The organism is Streptomyces sp. NRRL F-525, assembly GCF_000716605.1.
Taxonomy (GTDB): domain Bacteria; phylum Actinomycetota; class Actinomycetes; order Streptomycetales; family Streptomycetaceae; genus Streptomyces.
Window position 1 is genome coordinate 21,772 of the sequence record NZ_JNXE01000057.1, and the last position, 17,644, is coordinate 39,415.

The 17,644-nt window shown below is 67.7% G+C and carries 15 protein-coding genes; 7 read left to right on the forward strand and 8 right to left on the reverse strand.

The window, feature by feature from the left end:
- Positions 1 to 92: 92 nt before the first annotated feature.
- Genes OO69_RS45030 through OO69_RS45040 form a run of 3 tightly spaced genes read right to left on the reverse strand, consistent with a single transcriptional unit; the run spans position 93 to position 1,584 of the window.
- Complete coding sequence (locus OO69_RS45030; protein WP_033286811.1) at positions 93 to 509, reverse strand: DUF6113 family protein; 417 nt, start codon at positions 507 to 509, stop codon at positions 93 to 95.
- Positions 509 to 1,366, reverse strand: coding sequence for an N-acetyl-1-D-myo-inositol-2-amino-2-deoxy-alpha-D-glucopyranoside deacetylase (gene mshB, locus OO69_RS45035; RefSeq protein WP_033286812.1), 858 nt, complete (start codon positions 1,364 to 1,366; stop codon positions 509 to 511). The genes OO69_RS45030 and mshB overlap by 1 nt, the downstream gene beginning before the upstream one ends.
- 23 nt (positions 1,367 to 1,389) lie before the next feature.
- The gene (locus tag OO69_RS45040; RefSeq protein WP_019058412.1) at positions 1,390 to 1,584 is read right to left on the reverse strand and encodes a hypothetical protein; all 195 of its coding nucleotides are present in this window, start codon (positions 1,582 to 1,584) and stop codon (positions 1,390 to 1,392) included.
- A 215-nt stretch (positions 1,585 to 1,799) separates the two neighbouring features.
- On the opposite strand from OO69_RS45040, the gene OO69_RS45045 reads away from it, so the two are divergent.
- Entirely contained in the window at positions 1,800 to 3,923 is a 2,124-nt protein-coding gene (locus OO69_RS45045; RefSeq protein WP_033286813.1) for a S9 family peptidase, read from the forward strand.
- Between the two features lie 238 nt (positions 3,924 to 4,161).
- On the opposite strand, the gene OO69_RS45050 is transcribed toward OO69_RS45045, so the two are convergent.
- The 5 genes from OO69_RS45050 to OO69_RS45070 are packed head-to-tail and all read right to left on the reverse strand — an operon-like array spanning position 4,162 to position 9,796.
- The gene (locus tag OO69_RS45050) at positions 4,162 to 5,235 is read right to left on the reverse strand and encodes an ABC transporter ATP-binding protein (protein ID WP_033286814.1); all 1,074 of its coding nucleotides are present in this window, start codon (positions 5,233 to 5,235) and stop codon (positions 4,162 to 4,164) included.
- Positions 5,228 to 6,202, reverse strand: a complete 975-nt coding sequence (locus OO69_RS45055) for an ABC transporter ATP-binding protein (protein WP_033286827.1) — start codon at positions 6,200 to 6,202, stop codon at positions 5,228 to 5,230. The genes OO69_RS45050 and OO69_RS45055 overlap by 8 nt, the downstream gene beginning before the upstream one ends.
- A gap of 8 nt (positions 6,203 to 6,210) precedes the next feature.
- The gene (locus OO69_RS45060; protein WP_033286815.1) at positions 6,211 to 7,191 is read right to left on the reverse strand and encodes an ABC transporter permease; all 981 of its coding nucleotides are present in this window, start codon (positions 7,189 to 7,191) and stop codon (positions 6,211 to 6,213) included.
- A complete protein-coding gene (locus OO69_RS45065; RefSeq protein ID WP_033286816.1) occupies positions 7,184 to 8,107 on the reverse strand; it encodes an ABC transporter permease in 924 nt (307 codons plus the stop codon). The genes OO69_RS45060 and OO69_RS45065 overlap by 8 nt, the downstream gene beginning before the upstream one ends.
- 54 nt (positions 8,108 to 8,161) lie before the next feature.
- On the reverse strand, positions 8,162 to 9,796 hold the full coding sequence (locus OO69_RS45070) for a peptide ABC transporter substrate-binding protein (RefSeq protein ID WP_033286817.1): 1,635 nt from the start codon (positions 9,794 to 9,796) through the stop codon (positions 8,162 to 8,164).
- Between the two features lie 450 nt (positions 9,797 to 10,246).
- Here OO69_RS45070 and OO69_RS45075 point away from each other — a divergent pair, with 450 nt between their 5' ends.
- The 6 genes from OO69_RS45075 (at position 10,247) to OO69_RS45100 (ending at position 17,256) form a co-directional block, all read left to right on the forward strand.
- Complete coding sequence (locus tag OO69_RS45075) at positions 10,247 to 11,272, forward strand: ABC transporter permease (protein ID WP_199811159.1); 1,026 nt, start codon at positions 10,247 to 10,249, stop codon at positions 11,270 to 11,272.
- Positions 11,273 to 11,366: 94 nt separating this feature from the next.
- Positions 11,367 to 13,097 carry an ABC transporter substrate-binding protein gene (locus OO69_RS45080; protein ID WP_234444697.1) on the forward strand — a complete coding sequence of 577 codons (1,731 nt, stop codon included), beginning with the start codon at positions 11,367 to 11,369 and terminating at the stop codon, positions 13,095 to 13,097.
- A gap of 102 nt (positions 13,098 to 13,199) precedes the next feature.
- Positions 13,200 to 14,180 carry an ABC transporter permease gene (locus OO69_RS45085; protein WP_033286820.1) on the forward strand — a complete coding sequence of 327 codons (981 nt, stop codon included), beginning with the start codon at positions 13,200 to 13,202 and terminating at the stop codon, positions 14,178 to 14,180.
- Between the two features lie 49 nt (positions 14,181 to 14,229).
- Positions 14,230 to 15,270 carry an ABC transporter ATP-binding protein gene (locus OO69_RS45090; RefSeq protein ID WP_033286821.1) on the forward strand — a complete coding sequence of 347 codons (1,041 nt, stop codon included), beginning with the start codon at positions 14,230 to 14,232 and terminating at the stop codon, positions 15,268 to 15,270.
- A gap of 25 nt (positions 15,271 to 15,295) precedes the next feature.
- On the forward strand, positions 15,296 to 16,342 hold the full coding sequence (locus OO69_RS45095) for an ABC transporter ATP-binding protein (protein ID WP_033286822.1): 1,047 nt from the start codon (positions 15,296 to 15,298) through the stop codon (positions 16,340 to 16,342).
- Between the two features lie 161 nt (positions 16,343 to 16,503).
- Complete coding sequence (locus OO69_RS45100; RefSeq protein WP_033286823.1) at positions 16,504 to 17,256, forward strand: class I SAM-dependent methyltransferase; 753 nt, start codon at positions 16,504 to 16,506, stop codon at positions 17,254 to 17,256.
- Positions 17,257 to 17,644 lie beyond the last annotated feature (388 nt).

Sequence of the window (17,644 nt, forward strand, 5' to 3'; positions counted from 1 at the left end):
ACCACCATACTGGCCACTTCTTGGCGGTATCCCACGACCGCTGGGGAAACCCACACCGGACTCGCACGCGCGCGTCACCGCGAAGTGGTACGTCACTTGCCAAGTCGGACGTCAGGGCTGCTTGGTTGCCGCCCCAAACCCAACGTGGCACAGATCACAGCTACGGCCATCCCGCCGAGCAGGAAGAGATAGGAACCGACACCCGCGCCGAACAGGAAGTCACCTTCCGGACGGCTGGCGGTGAGCAGGATGACGGCGACCATCCAGCCCGCGGCGGGCGCCACGGCACCACCCCGGCCCTCGGTCGCTCTCGCCCCGCCGAGGAAGAGCCCGCCCGCTCCCACGAGCGCGAGCAGCAGCCCGCCCGGGAACCACGCGGCCTGCACCAGCGCCCCCGCCGCCCCGACGGCCGCGCCGAGCACGAAGAGCCCGAGGTAGGCCAACACCCGCAGTGCGGACGGCCGTTGCAGCGGCTGCGCGAGCAGACTCCCGCCGTTGGTGGCGCTCATCACAGGCCCAGCCCTTCGAAGAGGTCGGTCTCGGGCGCCCCACCGGGTACCCCGTGGACCAACTCGTAGTACTCGGTGGTGAACACCGGCTGCGCGAGGTCGTTCGACAGCGCGAAGTACGGTGCGTCCGGGGCCACTTCGACCTGCGTGGCGTGCGCGCGCAACGCGGCGGTCTTGGCGGCGGCGTACGCGCTGCCGTCGATCACGCTGGTGATCCGCCCGTCGTCCACGACACCCGGCACGTCGTCCACGGCGGCCGTCTCGGCGAAGGGCAGCTCCGGCAACGCGTCACGCAGCCGCGCGAAGCCTTCTTCTACGACGGTCCGGGGCACGCGGTTCCAGTAGACCTTGGCGATCAACTGCCCGGCGTCGGCGGCGAGTTCGGCCGCGCGCATGGCCACGCGGTGGGCCTGGATGTGGTCGGGATGGCCGTAGCCGCCGTCGGGGTCGTAGGTGACAAGAACCTGCGGACGCACTTCACGGATCACCTCGACGAGGTGTCCGGCGGCCTCGTCGACGTCGGCCCGCCAGAAGCAGCCGGGGTCGTCGTTGTCCGAGGTACCCATCATCCCGGAGTCCCGATACCGGCCGGGGCCGCCCAGGAAGCCGTGGTCCGTGACCCCGAGCGCCTTCATGGCGGCGGTGAGCTCGCGCTCCCGCTCCTCGGCCAGTCCGGCGCCCGACAGATGCCGCAGCGCGGGCGGGATGACCTCGCCGCGCTCTCCGAGGGTGCACGTGATCAGCGTCACGTGGGCACCCTCGGCCGCGTACTTGGCCATCGTCGCGCCGTTGTTGATCGACTCGTCGTCCGGGTGCGCGTGCACCAGCAGCAGACGACGGGCTGGCAGTTCCGTCATGGACCCACCCTAAAGGCGAGCCGTCAGAACTTGATGCTGCCGATCATGCTCGCGATGTTCGTCGTGAGATCGCTGATCGTGGGCGCGATCGTCGACGAGGCCAGATAGAACCCCAGGAGGACACAGACGACCGCGTGCCCGCCCTTCAGCCCTGATTTCTTGACCAGAAGGAAGACGACGATCGCCAGCAGCACCACCGCCGAAATCGAGAGTGCCACGGCGGCTCACCTCCAATGATCCCAGGGACTAGGGGGGTCGGACTATGGGGGCAATGGATCCATGGGGTGGATCCGTAGCGCAAATCGGTAGAGCAAATCCATACAGGAGCCAGCAGGTTCATACCCACGCAGCGCTAGTGATCATAACTATCCGCGCTCGCGCATCGCTCGGCGCACAGCCGCACAAGGGGGCGCATGGCCAATATGGTCGGGGCATGACGACCGAGGCTGACTCCTTCCCCCGACGGCACGCCCGTACCCAGCGGTTCACGCTCGGCGCGCCGCGCGCGTTCACCGTGTCACCTGACGGTTCCCGGGTCGTGTTCCTGCGCTCCCCGTCCGGCACGGACCGGGCGAACGCGCTCTGGGTCCTCGATCCGGCGGCCGGCGAGGAGCGCGTGGCGGCCGACCCGCGCGCCCTCCTGGGCGGCGCCTCGGAACACCTCTCCCCCGAGGAGCGGGCCCGCCGCGAACGCACCCGCGAGGGCGGCGCGGGGATCATCGGCTACGCCACCGACAGCGAGGCCGAGTTGGCGTCTTTCGCCTTGTCAGGGCGGCTTTTCACGGCCGAGCTGCGGGACGGTACAACACGCGAACTCCCGGTCCCGGGACCGGTGATCGACCCCCGCCCCTCCCCCGACGGACAGCACATCGCCTACGTCACGGGCGGCGCCCTGCGCGTCGTAGGAGCCGAGGGTGACGGTGACCGGGCGCTCGCCGAGCCGGAGTCGGACCAAGTCACCTATGGATTGGCCGAGTTCATCGCGGCCGAGGAGATGAGCCGTACGCGCGGCTTCTGGTGGTCGCCGGAGTCGGATCGGCTGCTGGTCGCGCGCGCGGACGACACGCCGGTCCAGCGCTGGTGGATCGCCGACCCGGCCCACCCCGAGCGCGAGCCGCAGCGGGTCGCGTACCCGGCTGCGGGCACGGCCAACGCGGACGTGCGGCTGTACGTGATCGGGCTCGACGGGACGCGCACGGAGGTCGTCTGGGACCGCGCCCGGTACCCGTATCTGGCGCGAGTGCACTGGTCAGCGGCGGGTGCGCCGCTGCTGCTCGTGCAGGCCCGGGACCAGCGCAGCCAGCTGTTCCTCGCCGTGGAGCCCGACTCGGGGGCGACCCGGATGGTGCATGCCGACGAAGATCCAATTTGGCTTGATCTTTTCCCTGGCGTGCCGTGCTGGAGCCCTTCGGGACGGCTCGTGCGGATCGCCGACGAGGGTGGCGCCCGGGTGCTCGCGGTGGGTGAACGCCTGCTCACAGGACCGCAGTTGCACGTCCGCGCGGTGCTGGACGTCTCCGACGACCACGTGTTGGTCTCGGCCTCGGCGGGCGAGGACGCGCCTGCCCCGGAGACCGGCGAGGTGCACGTCTACCGCGTCAACGAACTCGGCCTGGAGCGCCTCTCGCAGGAGCCCGGCGTGCACTCGGCGGTCCGCGCCGGGGGCGTGACCGTGCTGATCTCGGCGGTACCGGACCGGCCGGGCACCCAGGTCCAGGTGCTGCGCGCGGGCAAGAAGACCGTGCCGATCGCGTCGTACGCCGAAGATCCCGGTCTGTCCCCGCGCATCACGTTCACCGAGGGGGGCGCACGGCGCGTCCCGTGCGCCCTGCTTATGCCACAGGACTACGACGGCAGCAGTCCCCTTCCGGTTTTGATGGACCCCTACGGCGGTCCGCACGGCCCCCGCGTGGTCGCCGCGCACAACGCCCACCTCACCTCGCAGTGGTTCGCCGACCAGGGTTTCGCGGTCCTCGTCGCCGACGGCCGCGGCACCCCGGGCCGCTCACCGGCCTGGGAGAAGGCCGTCCACCGCGACTTCACGGTCTCCCTGGACGACCAGATCGACGCCCTCCAGGACCTCGCGAAGTCCCACCCGCTCGACCTCTCCCGGGTGGCCATCCGCGGCTGGTCGTACGGGGGTTGGCTCGCGGGGCTGGCCGTACTCCGCCGCCCGGACGTCTTCCACGCGGGCATCGCGGGCGCCCCGGTCACCGACTGGCGGCTCTACGACACCCACTACACGGAGCGGTACCTGGGCGACCCGGCCAAGGACCCGGAGTCGTACGCGAAGAGCAGCCTGGTGACGGACGACGGGCTGTCGGCACCCGCCGACCCGCAGCGCCCGCTGATGGTCGTGCACGGCCTCGCCGACGACAACGTGGTGGTCGCGCACTCCCTGCGGCTCTCCTCCGCACTGCTGGCCGCCGGCCGCCCGCACGAGGTGCTGCCGCTGTCGGGCGTCACGCACATGACCCCGCAGGAGCAGGTCGCGGAGAACCTCCTGCTGCTCCAAGTGGACTTCCTGCGGCGCGCTCTCGGCCTGGTCGGGCGGTAGTACTCCACGGACCACCGCAGCCATCAATTGAGGAACCACGACGAAGCATCAGCCAGGTCCGCGAGAGCGGCGCCGGTTTAGGCGCAAAAAAGGGCAACGGACCGGGGCGACATGGCGCGCCCCGGTCCGTTTACGGCACCCGCACGGCCGTACGTCATTCAGATTGACGCGTCCGTATATCGAGACCGGGTCGGCGGAGTTGCCTGCGTGTTAACGCGGTTGATACCTGTTTGTGGGGTTATTCCGCCCCATCCGCAAGATCGTCCGGGGTCGCTTCGGGGGTCTCCTCCTTCGGTACGACCGTCTTCTCCTCGGCGAAGTGACAGGCCGAGTCGTGCGCGGCGGGCCCGCTCGCGAGCCGGAACTCCGCGGGCACCGCGAGCAGCGGCACCTCCAGTGAGCAGCGCTCCTGCGCCTTCCAGCAGCGGGTGCGGAAGCGGCACCCGGACGGGATGTTCGTCGGCGACGGCACGTCACCCGCGAGGATGATCCGCTCCCGGTGCTCGCGCGCGTCGGGGTCGGGCACGGGCACGGCGGACAGCAGCGCCTGGGTGTACGGGTGCGTCGGGTGGTCGTAGATCTCCTCGTCCTTGCCGATCTCCACGATCCGGCCGAGGTACATGACCCCGACCCGGTCCGAGATGTGGCGGACGATCGACAGGTCGTGCGCGATGAAGATGTACGAGAGGTCGAACTCGTCCTGGAGGCGGTCGAGGAGGTTGATGACCTGGGCCTGGACGGACACGTCGAGCGCGGAGACGGGTTCGTCGGCGACGATCACCTCGGGGCGCAGCGCCAACCCCCGTGCGATGCCGATGCGTTGGCGCTGGCCGCCGGAGAACTGGTGCGGATACCGGTTGATGTACTCGGGGTTGAGCCCGACCACGTCCAGCAGATCCTGAACCCGCTTGCGCCGGTCGCCCTTCGGCGCCACCTCGGGGTGGATCTCGTACGGCTCCCCAATGATGTCGCCCACCGTCATACGGGGGTTGAGGGAGGTGTACGGGTCCTGGAACACCATCTGGATGTTGCGCCGAGCGGCCTTCAGTTCCTTGCCGGACATCCGGCTGATGTCCTCGCCCTTGAACTTGATCGACCCTTCGGTCGGCCGCTCCAGGTTGACCAGCATCTTGGCGACGGTCGACTTGCCGCAGCCGGACTCGCCCACGATGCCGAGGGTCTCGCCCCTGTTGAGCGTGAAGTCCACCCCGTCGACGGCCTTGACGGCACCGACCTGCTTCTTGAAGAGGATGCCCTGGGTCAACGGGTAGTGCTTGACGAGTCCTTCAACCTCCAGGATCGACTCAGCCATTGAGGCACTCCCTCCAGAAGTGGCAGGCGCTGCCCCGGTGTTGGTCCACCTCGTACAGCTCGGGTTCGTCGGTCCTGCACACGTCCTGGGCCATCGGGCAGCGCGGGTTGAAGGCGCAGCCGGGCGGGATGTGCATGAGGTTGGGCGGCAGGCCCTTGATGGCGTAGAGCTCCTGGCCCTTCTGGTCCAGCCGCGGGATGGAGTCCAACAGGCCGCGCGTGTACGGGTGTGCGGGGGCCTTGTAGATGTCGTGGACCGGGGCCGACTCGACGATCCGGCCCGCGTACATCACGGCGATCTTGTCGGCGACGTCCGCGACGACTCCGAGGTCGTGGGTGATGAGGATGAGCCCCATGTGCAGCTCGCGCTGCAACTCGGCCAGCAGGTCCATGACTTGGGCCTGGACGGTGACGTCGAGGGCGGTGGTGGGTTCGTCGGCGATGATGAGCGCGGGCTCCAGGGCGAGCGCCATGGCGATCATGATGCGCTGGCGCATCCCGCCGGAGAACTGGTGCGGATAGTCCCGGACGCGCTGCGCGGCACCCGGGATCCGTACCCGGTCCATCAGCTCAACTGCCTTGGCGCGCGCGTCCTTTCGGGACATCCCCCGGTGCACGATGAACATCTCGCCGAGCTGATCGCCCACGGAGAGCACGGGGTTGAGCGAGGACAGCGCGTCCTGGAAGATCATCGCCATCTCGGCGCCGCGAACTTTCCGCCGCTCCTCTTCCTTGAACTTCAGCAGGTCCTTGCCCCGGAAGAGGATCTCCCCGCCGGTGATCTTCCCCGGCGGCACATCGAGGATCCCCATCACGGCCTGCGCGGTCACGGACTTCCCGGACCCCGACTCCCCCAGCACGGCGAGGGTCTCCCCCTCGTCCACGCTGTAGTTGACCCCGTTGACGGCCTTGGCGACCCCGTCCCTGGTCCTGAACTCCACGTGCAGGTCCCGCACTTCGAGCAGCATGACGCCGGTCACCTCAGCTTCGGGTCGAGGGCGTCGCGCACCGCGTCGCCGAGCATGATGAACGCGAGGACCGTGATCGCCAGGGCTCCGGCGGGCCAGAGCAGCATGTGCGGGGCGTTGCGGATGTACTGGGAGGCCGCCGAGATGTCGATGCCCCAGCTGACCGTGGGCGGCTTCAGGCCCACGCCGAGGTACGACAGGGTCGCCTCCAGCGAGATGTAGGTGCCGAGCGCGATGGTGGCGACGACGATCACCGGGGCGACCGCGTTCGGAGTGATGTGCCGTAGCAGGAGGCGGGAGTTGGAGGCGCCGAGGGCTCGCGCCGCCTGGACGTAGTCGTTCTGTTTGGCGGTGATGACCGAGCCGCGGGCGATCCGGGAGATCTGCGGCCAGCCGAGCAGCACCATGAACCCGATGACCGGCCAGACCGTGTTGCTCGTCACCACGGATAGGAGCACCAGACCGCCCAGGACCACCGGGATCGCGAAGAAGATGTCCGTCAGGCGGGACAGGATCGAGTCCCAGATCCCGCCGAAGAAGCCCGCGAGCCCGCCCAGCACCGACCCGAAGACCGCGACCCCCAGCGTGGCGAGCACGCCGACCGTCACCGACGTACGGGTGCCGTAGACCGTGCGCGTGTAGACGTCGCAGCCCTGGCCGTCGTAGCCGAAGGGGTGGCCCGGCTGGGAGCCCTCCTGGGCCTTGGCGAGGTCGCACTTGAGGGGGTTGCCCGAGGCGATCAGGGACGGCCAGAGGGAGATGACCACCAGGAAGAGGATGACGAGCGCGGAGAGGATGAAGACGGGGTTGCGGCGCAGGTCGCGCCAGGCGTCGGACCAGAGGGAGCGGGGCTTGCCCGCCGGGCCGGTGCCTTCCGGGCCGCCCGGGGTCTTCTCCAGGGTCTCTGCCTCGCTCGCGGCGAGGTCCATCGCGCCGCCCATGCCGGTGCCGGCGATGGCGCGCTCCGGTTCGAACGGCTGCTCAGGCATAGCGGATCCTCGGGTCGAGTACGGCGTAGAGGAGGTCGACGAGAAGATTCGCGACCAGGAAGACCAGGACGAGGACCGTCACGAAGCCGACCACGGTCTGCGTGTTCTGGCGCACGATCCCCTGGTAGAGCTGGAAGCCGACGCCGTGGATGTTGAAGATCCGCTCGGTGACGATCGCGCCGCCCATCAGGGCGCCGATGTCGGTGCCGATGAACGTGACCACGGGGATGAGGGAGTTGCGCAGCAGGTGGCGGACGATCACCCGGCGCCTGGGCAGGCCCTTCGCCACGGCCGTACGGACGTAGTCGGAGCGCCTGTTCTCCGCGATGGACGTCCGGGTCAGCCGGGTCACGTACGCGAGGGAGACCGAGGCCAACACCAGCCCGGGGACGATGAGTTCGCTGAAGGTCGCGTCCGGTGAGACGGACGGTTTGATCCAGCCCCATTCGACGCCGAGGAGCAGTTGCAGCAGCAAGCCGGTGACGAAGGTCGGGATGGAGATGACGACGAGGGTGAGCAGCAGCACGCCGGTGTCGATCGGGCGGCCGCGCTTGAGGCCGGTGACCACGCCCAGCGCGATACCGACGACGACCTCGATGACGATCGCCACGAGGGTCAGCCGGATGGTGACCGGGAACGCGGTCGACATCAGCTCGGTGACCTTCTGGCCGTTGAACGCCGTCCCGAAATCACCGGTGAAGACGTTCCCCATGTAGGTCAGGTACTGCTGCCACACGGGCTTGTCGAGGCCGAACTCCCGCTTCAGCTGGGCGGCCGTCGCCGGGTCGCACTGCCGGTCGCCGCACAGGCCCGCGATGGGGTCGCCCATCACGTTCACCATCAGGAAGATCAACAGTGTGGCGCCGATGAAGACCGGGATCATCTGCAGCAGACGCCGGATTACGTACCGTCCCATGGAGGCTCCGGGGATCATGGGGGCGGGCCACGCGGGGCCCGCCCCCGGTGCGGCTCAGCTGACCTTGATCTCGTTGTAGACGGGGACGCTGAACGGGTTCAGCGCCACGTTGGAGAGCCGGTCGGAGTAGCCCGCGCTGCCGTTCTGGTACCAGAGCGGGATGGCGGCCATGTTGTCCCGTACGACGCCCTCGGCCTGCTGGAAGAGCTTGATCGCCTTGCTCGTGTCCGTCTCCGCGTTGGCCTGGTCGACGAGCTTGTCGAAGTCCTTGTTGGACCACTGGCCGTCGTTGGAGGAGGCGTTGGTGTAGTACAGCGGCTGCAGGAAGTTCTGGATGAGCGGGTAGTCCATCTGCCAGCCGGCGCGGAACGGGCCGGTCATCTTGTGCTGGCCGATCTGGTTCCTGAAGTCGGCGAAGGTGCCGACCGGGTTCCCGACGCACGCCTTGTCGTTGCCGAGCGCGTTGTTGATGGAGTTGCACACGGCGTCCACCCACTCCTTGTGCGAGCCCGTGTCCGCGTTGTACGTGATCTTGACCTGGCCGCCGGGGATCCCGCCGCCCTCCTGGACCAGCTTCTTCGCCTCGGTCGGGTTGTACTTGCAGGCGTCCCCGCACAGCCCGTCCTGGAAGCCGCCCTCGGTGCCGAGCACCGGTGAGGTCCAGTCGGTGGCCGGGGTGCGGGTCTTCTGGAAGATCGTGTTGGTGATCTGCTCCCGGTTGATCGCCATGGACAGCCCCTGGCGGACCTTGTCCGAGCCGCTCTTGTTCCAGTTCTTGTCGTAGTACGGGAACGCGAGGGTCTGGATGATGCCGGCGGGCGTGTTGATGTACCGGCTCCCGAGGTCGCTCTTGACGTTCTTGAGCTGCGAGGCCGGGATGTCGTCGACGAGGTCGAGGTTGCCGGCCATCAGGTCGGTGTAGGCGGTGTTGTTGTCGGTGTAGACCTTGAGGGTCACCCCGCCGTTCTGCGCCTTGTCCGTCCCGGTGTACCCGTCCCACTTCTTGAGCTGCATCTGCGAGCCCTTGGTGTACGACGAGATGGTGTACGGCCCGTTCCCGACGGGCTTCTTCAGCCAGGCCGCGTGGTCCGAGAAGAACGTCGACGGCAGCGGGGAGTAGGCCGCGTAGCCCAGGGTGTCGGGGAAGGTCGAGAACTTCTGGGTGAGCTTGATGGTGAAGGTGTTCGTGCCGGTCACCTTGAGCCCGGTGAGCGTGCCGGCGCTCTGCGAGCCGCTGTCGGGGTGGACCTTGTCGTAGCCCTCGATGTACCCGAAGAAGTAGGCGTTCTTCTGGTTGTTCTTGAGGCTGGCCCCGTAGTTCCACGCGTCGACGAACGACTTCGCGGTGACGGCCTCGCCGTTGCTGAACTTCCAGCCGCTCTTCACGGTGACCGTGAAGTTCTGCGAGTCCGTGGTCTCGATCTTGTCGGCGAGCATGTCCTCGGCCTTGCCGGTCTTCGGGTCGTACCGCTTCAGCCCGCGGAAGACCATGTCGAGGACCTTGCCGCCCTGCACCTCGTTGGTGTTGGCCGGCTCCAGCGGGTTCTGCGGGTCACCCCAGGAGGCGCTTAGCACCGCGCTGCCGTCACCACCGCCGCCGCTGCTGCTTCCGCCGCCCCCACAGGCGGTCGCCGCGAGGGCTACCGCCGCCGCGCAAGCGGCCCATTTGGCGTGCGTGGCTCCACGCATCGAGTGCCTCCTCTGGAAAGCCGATCCATGCCGATCCGTTACCGGTCAATATCGACCGAAAAGGAGCACATCGCCTGCGGGCCCACCCTTTCGGGGGACCCCTGACGTCCGTTCAGAGGATCTTCCGTGTAGCGCACAATGGATCACCGCGAAGCGATGCGGAACCGTTGGATTGTGACGCCCCGGTGTACGTATTCCGATACAGAGGCGTCCGCATAACGAACTCATTGCCCGTTTAGCGCAGTTGGCCCGATATAAAGCACGGATCGATCACGGCACGCTACCCGCGTAGCTACGGACTGCCCAAGAGATCGCAAAGAAGGTAAAGAGAAACCCAAGTCGGCCCAGATTTTATTGACCTTGCATGAATTGCGTTGAAAAAGTCCGGCGTAGCCCGTAGGGGAGTGCCCTGCGGAGTCTCATCAGACCCTCCCTTGGGCCAGGAGCACCATGACCCCCCCAACTCCATCCGCGGCCCCGCTCGAGGTGACCGACGAGAGCGTCGAGAAGTCGATCACTTCTCCCGACTCGAAGGCCAACGAGAGCCGGTCCCCGGGTCAGCTCGCGTGGCGCCGTTTCAAACGGGACCGTACGGGCGTCATATCGGCGATCATCGTGATGTTCTTCTTCGCGATCGCGCTCGCCGCGCCCCTGATATCGAAGCTGTACGGCAAGGATCCGTACACGACGTACGCGAGCCAGAACCCGAGCCTGCTCGACGCCTTCTCGTACCCGGCGGGTGCGAACGGCGGCATGAGCTCGCAGTTCTGGTTCGGCATCGAGCCGCAGCTGGGCCGCGACGTCTTCACCTTCCTGATCTACGGCATCCGCACCTCGCTGGGCATCGCCCTGGCCGCCACCCTGATCACCACCGTCGTCGGCGTGGTGGTCGGCGTGACCGCGGGCTACCTGGGGGGCAGGACGGACTACATCGTCGGCCGGATCATCGACATCGTGCTGTCGATCCCCTCGACCCTGTTCATCATCGCCTTCATGCCGGTGGTGTTCGGACTGTTCGTCGCCGCCGACGACAACATCCCCACCTGGCTGCGGGCCACCACGCTCATCATCATGATGTCCTTCTTCGGCTGGGCGTCGATCGCCCGTCTGCTGCGCGGCCAGGTACTCGGCCTGCGCGAGCGGGAGTTCGTCGAATCCGCCAAGGTGACCGGGGCGTCGCCGGCGCGCATCGTCTTCAAGGAACTGCTGCCCAACCTGTGGACCCCGATCCTCATCCAGTCCACGCTCATGCTCCCGGCCTATGTGACCGCTGAGGCGGGCTTCGCCTTTCTCGGTGTCGGCATGATCGACCCGACCCCCGACTGGGGCGTCATGATCCAGCGGGGCGCCCAGTTCTACACCCAGGACTTCACCTTCATGCTCTTCCCGGGCCTGGCCATGGTGATCTTCGTCCTGGCGTTCAACCTGCTCGGCGACTCGGCGCGCGACGCGCTCGACCCGAAGTCCAAGCGCTGACCCATCTCTCATCTCCGGCCCGGTCAATGTCGTCCGGCTGGTCCCGTCCCACCCGTAAGGCAGGGTTACTGTGTCTTTTTCCCGTAGAAACTTCATGATCGCCACCGGTGTGGTGGCCGCGTCGAGCTCGGTGCTGACCGCCTGTGGCGGCGGCAACTCGACCTCGAACAGCAAGGTCCCCTCGGTCAGCAAGGCCAAGCAGAGCAAGATCGAGGTCGGTACGAAGGCCGACTCGACGGGCCCGGCTCCCGAGGTCGCCGGCGCGGTCAAGGGCGGGACGATCTACGGGCTCGACCAGTTCGACATGGACCACCTCGACCCGGCCCAGATCTACGTCTCCACCGAGATCCTCATCACCACGCCGATCATGCGCGGCCTGACCGGCTACAAGCTCGACTCCAAGGGCGGCGCCACCCTGGTCGGCGACGCGGCCACGGACGCGGGCACGGCCAAGGACGGCGGCAAGACCTGGTCGTTCACCATCAAGGACGGCATCAAGTGGGAGGACGGCTCCGACCTCTCCATGGACGACGTCCGGCACACCTTCGAGCGCCTCTTCGCCTCCTTCGTCACCGAGGGCCCGCGCTACGTCCAGCAGTTCCTGGTGGGCGGCGACAAGTACAAGGGCCCCTACGAGGGCAAGAACCTCGACTCCATCGAGATCGACGGCAAGACCGTCACCTTCCGCCTCAACGAGGCCCGCGGTGACTTCAACTTCACGCTCGCCGAGCGGGCGTACTCCTTCGTGAAGAAGTCGAAGGACACCAAGGAGAAGTACGACAAGCAGCCGTTCTCCTGCGGCCCGTACAAGATCTCCGCCCGCGACGTCGGCAAGTCGCTGACGTACACCCGCAACGAGCACTGGGACGCGGCGACGGACCCGATCCGCAACGCCTACCCGGACAAGTACCTCTTCCAGTTCGGCTTCGAACTGCTGGCCTCGACCGACCGCTACATAGCGGACAAGGGCAACGACCAGTACACGATGTCGATCTTCAACGAGGTCGCCCCCGAGCGGATCGCCACGGTCCTCACCAACGCGAAGCTCAAGCAGCGGGTGCTCACCGCGGTCGACACGGTCACCTACTACTGGCCGATCAACACCACCCGGATCACGGACGTCAAGGTCCGCCAGGCCATCAACTACGCCTGGCCGAACCAGCAGTTGCAGACCATCCGCGGTGGCGCGTCCACCAGCGAGATCGCGACCACGATCTTCTCCCCGGTGACGCCCGGTTACACGGAATTCGACCTGTACGGCAAGACCACGAAGCCCGGCGGCGACCCGGTCAAGGCCAAGGCCCTCCTCAAGGAGGCCGGCAAGGTCGGACAGAAGCTGGTCATCGCGTACCAGACGTCGGACAACGCGGTGAAGCAGGCCGTCGCGATCAAGAACGCGCTGGAGGCGGCCGGCTTCACGGTCGTCAACAAGCAGATCGACAAGTCGACCTTCTACACCCAGATCGGCAAGATCGACAACACCTACGACCTGTTCGCGGCCGGCTGGAGCCCGGACTGGCCGGGCGGCTACTCGGTCTTCTACCCCTGCTGGGACGGGGACAACATCGGCGACGGCCGCAGCAACTACGCGCAGCTGAAGAACGCGAGCGTCGACAAGGCGATCGCCGCCGCCTCGCAGATCACCGACGCGGACGCGGCCAACAAGGCCTGGGGCGCCATCGACAAGCAGGTCATGGAACTCGCGGCCTGTGTCCCGGACTACCACGCCATCCGCAACTGGATGCACGGTTCGAAGGTCGGCGGCTTCGTCTACGACGCCGGAAACACCGGCATCGCGCTCACGAGGCTCTACGCCAAGGCGTAGGCGCCACACGCCACCAGGGGGCGGCCTCACCGGGCCGCCCCCCACCGGCCCCACACCCCTCACGCCCCGGCAACGGCGCCTCGCCCGGAGAGTCCTGACCCCATGTTCCGCTTCCTTGTCCGCCGTACGATCGGCGCGCTGGTCATTCTGCTGATCATCAGCGCCATCACCTTCTGGCTCTTCTACGCCGTCCCGCGTGACCCGGCCATGATGTCCTGCGGCAAGAACTGCACGCCGGCCTCGCTCGCGCAGATCCGGCACAACCTGGGCATCGACCACCCGATCCCGGTCCAGTACTGGGACTGGCTGAAGGCCATCTTCGTCGGGCGTGACTACAGCGGCTTCGGGCACTGCAACGCTCCGTGCCTCGGCTACTCCTTCGCCAACAACGAGCCCGTCTTCGGCACGATCATGGACCGGCTGCCGCTGACCCTCTCGCTGGCCTTCGGCTCGGCGGTCATCTTCCTGACCTTCGGTGTCGGCACGGGCATGATCGCGGCCTTGAAGCAGGGCAAGTTCCTGGACAAGTTCGCCACCTCGGCGTCGCTGCTCGGCTCCTCGCTCCAGATCTACTTCGTCGGCTACATCGCGCTGTACTTCCTGGTCTTCAAGGCGGGCATCCTCGACCAGCCCTCGTACACGCCGCTGACCGAGAACCCCGTCTCCTGGTTCTCCGGCCTGCTCCTGCCGTGGATCGTGCTGTCGATCATCTTCACCGCCAACTACACCCGCATGGCCCGCTCCCAGCTCGTCGAGCAGCTCACCGAGGACTACGTCCGCACCGCCCGCGCCAAGGGCCTCTCGCGCACGAACGTGTTCCTGCGCTTCGCCTGGCGCGGCGCCATGGGCCCGATCGTCACGGTGTTCGGCATCGACCTCGGCACGCTGATCGGCGGCGCGATCATCACCGAGCAGGTCTTCAGCCTCCAGGGCATCGGCCGGCTCGCGGTGACCTCCGTCAACCAGAGCGACCTGCCGATGCTGCTCGGCGTCACCGTGCTGGCGGCCGCCGCGATCGTCTTCTTCAACATCATCGTCGACGCCGCCTACGCCTTCATCGACCCGCGGATCCGGCTCGCCTGACCCTCCGCCCGTACCCCCTACCCCCCGCATCGCCCCCAGGAGCGTCTCCGTGACGAGCACCGATCAGCAGCCCTTCCTCTCCGTCAGGGATCTCAAAGTCCACTTCTCCACCGAGGACGGCATCGTCAAGGCCGTCGACGGGCTCTCCTTCGACCTCGCCAAGGGCAAGACGCTCGGCATCGTCGGCGAGTCGGGCTCCGGCAAGTCCGTCACCAACCTGACGATCCTGGGCCTCCACGACCGCGACCGTACGGCGATCGAGGGCGAGATCCTGCTCGACGGCAAGGAGTTGCTCACCGCGAGCGAGCGGGAGCTGGAGCGGCTCCGCGGCAACAAGATGTCCATGATCTTCCAGGACGCGCTGGCCTCGCTGTCGCCGTACCACACGGTCGGCAAGCAGATCAGCGAGGTGTACCGCAAGCACACCGGCGCCTCCAAGAAGGAGTCCCGCGAGCGGGCGATCGAGATGCTCAAGCGGGTCGGGATCCCCCAGCCCGAGGTCCGGGTGGACGACTACCCGCACCTGTTCTCGGGCGGTATGCGTCAGCGCGCGATGATCGCCATGGCCCTGGTCTGCGACCCGGAACTGCTGATCGCCGACGAGCCGACGACAGCCCTCGACGTGACGGTCCAGGCCCAGATCATGGACCTGCTGAAGGACCTCCAGCAGGAGTTCGGCACCGCCATCGTGTTCATCACGCACGACCTCGGCGTCATCGCCGACATCGCCGACGACGTCCTCGTGATGTACGGCGGCCGGTGTGTGGAGCGCGGCACCAAGAAGGAGGTGCTGACGGACCCGCAGCACCCCTACACCCTCGGTCTGCTGAGCTCGATGCCGAGCCTCGAAGGACCGGTCGACGTACCGCTGATGCCGATCCCGGGCTCGCCGCCCTCGCTGCTCAATCCGCCGTCCGGCTGCCGCTTCCACCCGCGCTGCGCCTTCGCCGAGAAGGTCGAGGGCGGCCTGTGCTCCAGCGAGCGGCCCGTGCTGGAGGTGGTCGACGGCCGGGGCTCCGCCTGCCACCTCACCACCGAGCAGCGCCAGGAACTCTTCGCCGACCTTCTCGCCGTAGCCCAGCACAACTGACGTACTAGAAACGGGACTTCCCATCATGAGCAACGCGAACCCCCTCCTGGACGTCAGCGGGCTGACCAAACACTTCCCGATCAAGGGCGGCTTCCCGATCCGGCGTACGGTCGGCGCCGTGCAGGCCGTCGACGGGCTGGACTTCCAGGTCGGCGAGGGCGAGAGCCTGGGCCTGGTCGGCGAGTCGGGCTGCGGCAAGTCGACGACGGGCCGGCTGATCACCCGGCTCCTGGAGCCGAGCGGCGGCAAGATCACCTATCGCGGCCAGGACATCACCCACGCGGGCCGCAAGCAGCTGGCGCCCATCCGGTCCGAGATCCAGATGATCTTCCAGGACCCGTACGCCTCGCTGAACCCGCGGCAGACGGTCGGCAAGATCGTGTCCGGCCCGATGGAGATCAACGACATCAACCCGGCCGGCGGCCGCGAGGCCCGCGTCCGTGAGCTGCTGGAGATCGTCGGCCTCAACCCCGAGCACTACAACCGTTTCCCGCACGAGTTCTCCGGCGGCCAGCGCCAACGCATCGGTGTCGCCCGCGCGTTGGCCCTCGAACCGAAGCTGATCGTCGCGGACGAACCGGTGTCGGCCCTGGACGTCTCGATCCAGGCGCAGGTCGTGAACCTGCTCCAGAAGGTCCAGAAGGAACTCGGCATCGCGTTCGTGTTCATCGCCCACGACCTGGCGATCGTCCGGCACTTCTCACAGCGAGTCGCGGTAATGTACCTCGGCAAGATCGTGGAGATCGCCGACCGCGACGACCTGTACGGCAACCCGCGCCACCCCTATACGCGGGCCCTGTTGTCCGCCGTGCCCGAGGCCACGGTGGACGAGACGCCCGCCCGGGAGCGCATCCGGCTGGTCGGTGACGTGCCGTCGCCGATCAACCCGCCCACGGGCTGCCGTTTCCGTACCCGTTGCTGGAAGGCGACGGAGAAGTGCGCGACGGAGGCTCCGCCGCTGGTACAGGTCGAGGGCAACAAGCCGGGCCACCTGACCGCATGCCACTACCCCGAGACGGCGGACACCGTTCCGGCACCCCGTCTCTCCAAGGACCCCGAGGCGGCGGCCTGACACACCCCTTTAGTCAGCCGCCCCCTTCAGGAACGGACTTTCACCGGCCCATTGACCCGAGCCCATGAATGTCCGATCCAGGGGACGAAGGCCCGCGCCCACCCAGGCGCGGGCCTTCGCCATGAACGGACGGGCCGGGCTCGGCGTGACACACTGCCGCAGTGGTCGATCGTTCGTTCGCGGATCCTTCGCTCGCAGCGCTGTACGACACCCTCAACCCGTGGGGGCCCGGCGACGACTTCTGTCTCGGGCTGGTCATGTCCGCCGATTCCGTGCTCGATGTCGGGTGCGGTACGGGGCGGTTGCTCGGGCGGGCCCGGCAGGAGGGGCATCGGGGGCGGCTGATGGGGCTCGATCCCGCAGCCGCGATGCTGGTGCGGGCGCGGGCTCATGAACCCGGCGTCGAGTGGGTGCTCGGAGATCTACGCGCGCGGGAGTGGCACGGCGAGTTCGAACTCGCCGTCATGACCGGGCATGCCTTCCAAGTGCTGCTCGGCGACGAGGAGTTGCGGATCGCCCTACGTGCCGTACGTGCCGCTCTCGTGGCCGGCGGGCGGTTCATGTTCGAGACGCGGAATCCGGGGGCGCGGGCGTGGGAGAGGTGGACGCCGGAACGGGTGCGGGAGATTCCCGACGGGCGGGGCGGGGTCGTACGCGTGTGGCACGAGGTCGAGTCCGTGGCTGCGGGCGAGGAACGCGTGACGTTCACCGAGACCTTCGAAGGCGCCCAGTGGGAACGGCCTCAAGTCGACCGGACCACCCTGCGGTTCCTCGACACCGATACCCTGGACGGCTTCCTGGGCGAGGCCGGGTTTGTCGTCGTGGAGCGGTATGGCGACTGGGGGCGGGGGGAGTTGGCACTGGGCAGTCCCGAGATTATTACCGTGGCTGAAACTACGGGCCGGTGCAGGTAGGGCGTTTTCTGGTTGCCGTTGGGCCACTCGCTTCTCAGCCAGTGTCGGGCTTCCACGGCCCGAGTAAAGGGCGCTCCCTGCGGTCGCGTCGGCTTCGCCGATTCCGCTGCGCTCCACCCTTGACTAGGGCCGCTCCAGCCCGTTTGAGAAGCGAGCGAGCGGCCCGGAGGAACGGGGGGCCAGGTAAGCACGCCCGTGCCTGAACTGTGTTGCCGGCCGGTGTGGAGGGGGCGCGTCCGCGTCTCGCCTGCACGCCGGGTGGGCTTAGCGGCTATCTGCCGGTGGGGTGCGAGCGTGCGCGCTGCCGTCTCGCCAGCACGCCACCCCGGCTCAGCGGCCAACCCCCGGTGGGTGGTTGCTGGAAGCCGGGGGCAAACCTAACCACCCT

Coding starts and splice junctions, on each gene's coding strand:
- OO69_RS45080 (WP_234444697.1), top strand. CDS start 11,367: ATGATCGCCACCGGTGTGGTGGCCGCGTCGAGCTCGGTGCTGACCGCC.
- OO69_RS45060 (WP_033286815.1), bottom strand. CDS start 7,191: ATGCCTGAGCAGCCGTTCGAACCGGAGCGCGCCATCGCCGGCACCGGC.
- OO69_RS45085 (WP_033286820.1), top strand. CDS start 13,200: ATGTTCCGCTTCCTTGTCCGCCGTACGATCGGCGCGCTGGTCATTCTG.
- OO69_RS45095 (WP_033286822.1), top strand. CDS start 15,296: ATGAGCAACGCGAACCCCCTCCTGGACGTCAGCGGGCTGACCAAACAC.
- OO69_RS45055 (WP_033286827.1), bottom strand. CDS start 6,202: ATGCTGCTCGAAGTGCGGGACCTGCACGTGGAGTTCAGGACCAGGGAC.
- OO69_RS45065 (WP_033286816.1), bottom strand. CDS start 8,107: ATGGGACGGTACGTAATCCGGCGTCTGCTGCAGATGATCCCGGTCTTC.
- OO69_RS45070 (WP_033286817.1), bottom strand. CDS start 9,796: ATGCGTGGAGCCACGCACGCCAAATGGGCCGCTTGCGCGGCGGCGGTA.
- OO69_RS45030 (WP_033286811.1), bottom strand. CDS start 509: ATGAGCGCCACCAACGGCGGGAGTCTGCTCGCGCAGCCGCTGCAACGG.
- mshB (WP_033286812.1), bottom strand. CDS start 1,366: ATGACGGAACTGCCAGCCCGTCGTCTGCTGCTGGTGCACGCGCACCCG.
- OO69_RS45050 (WP_033286814.1), bottom strand. CDS start 5,235: ATGGCTGAGTCGATCCTGGAGGTTGAAGGACTCGTCAAGCACTACCCG.
- OO69_RS45075 (WP_199811159.1), top strand. CDS start 10,247: ATGACCCCCCCAACTCCATCCGCGGCCCCGCTCGAGGTGACCGACGAG.
- OO69_RS45045 (WP_033286813.1), top strand. CDS start 1,800: ATGACGACCGAGGCTGACTCCTTCCCCCGACGGCACGCCCGTACCCAG.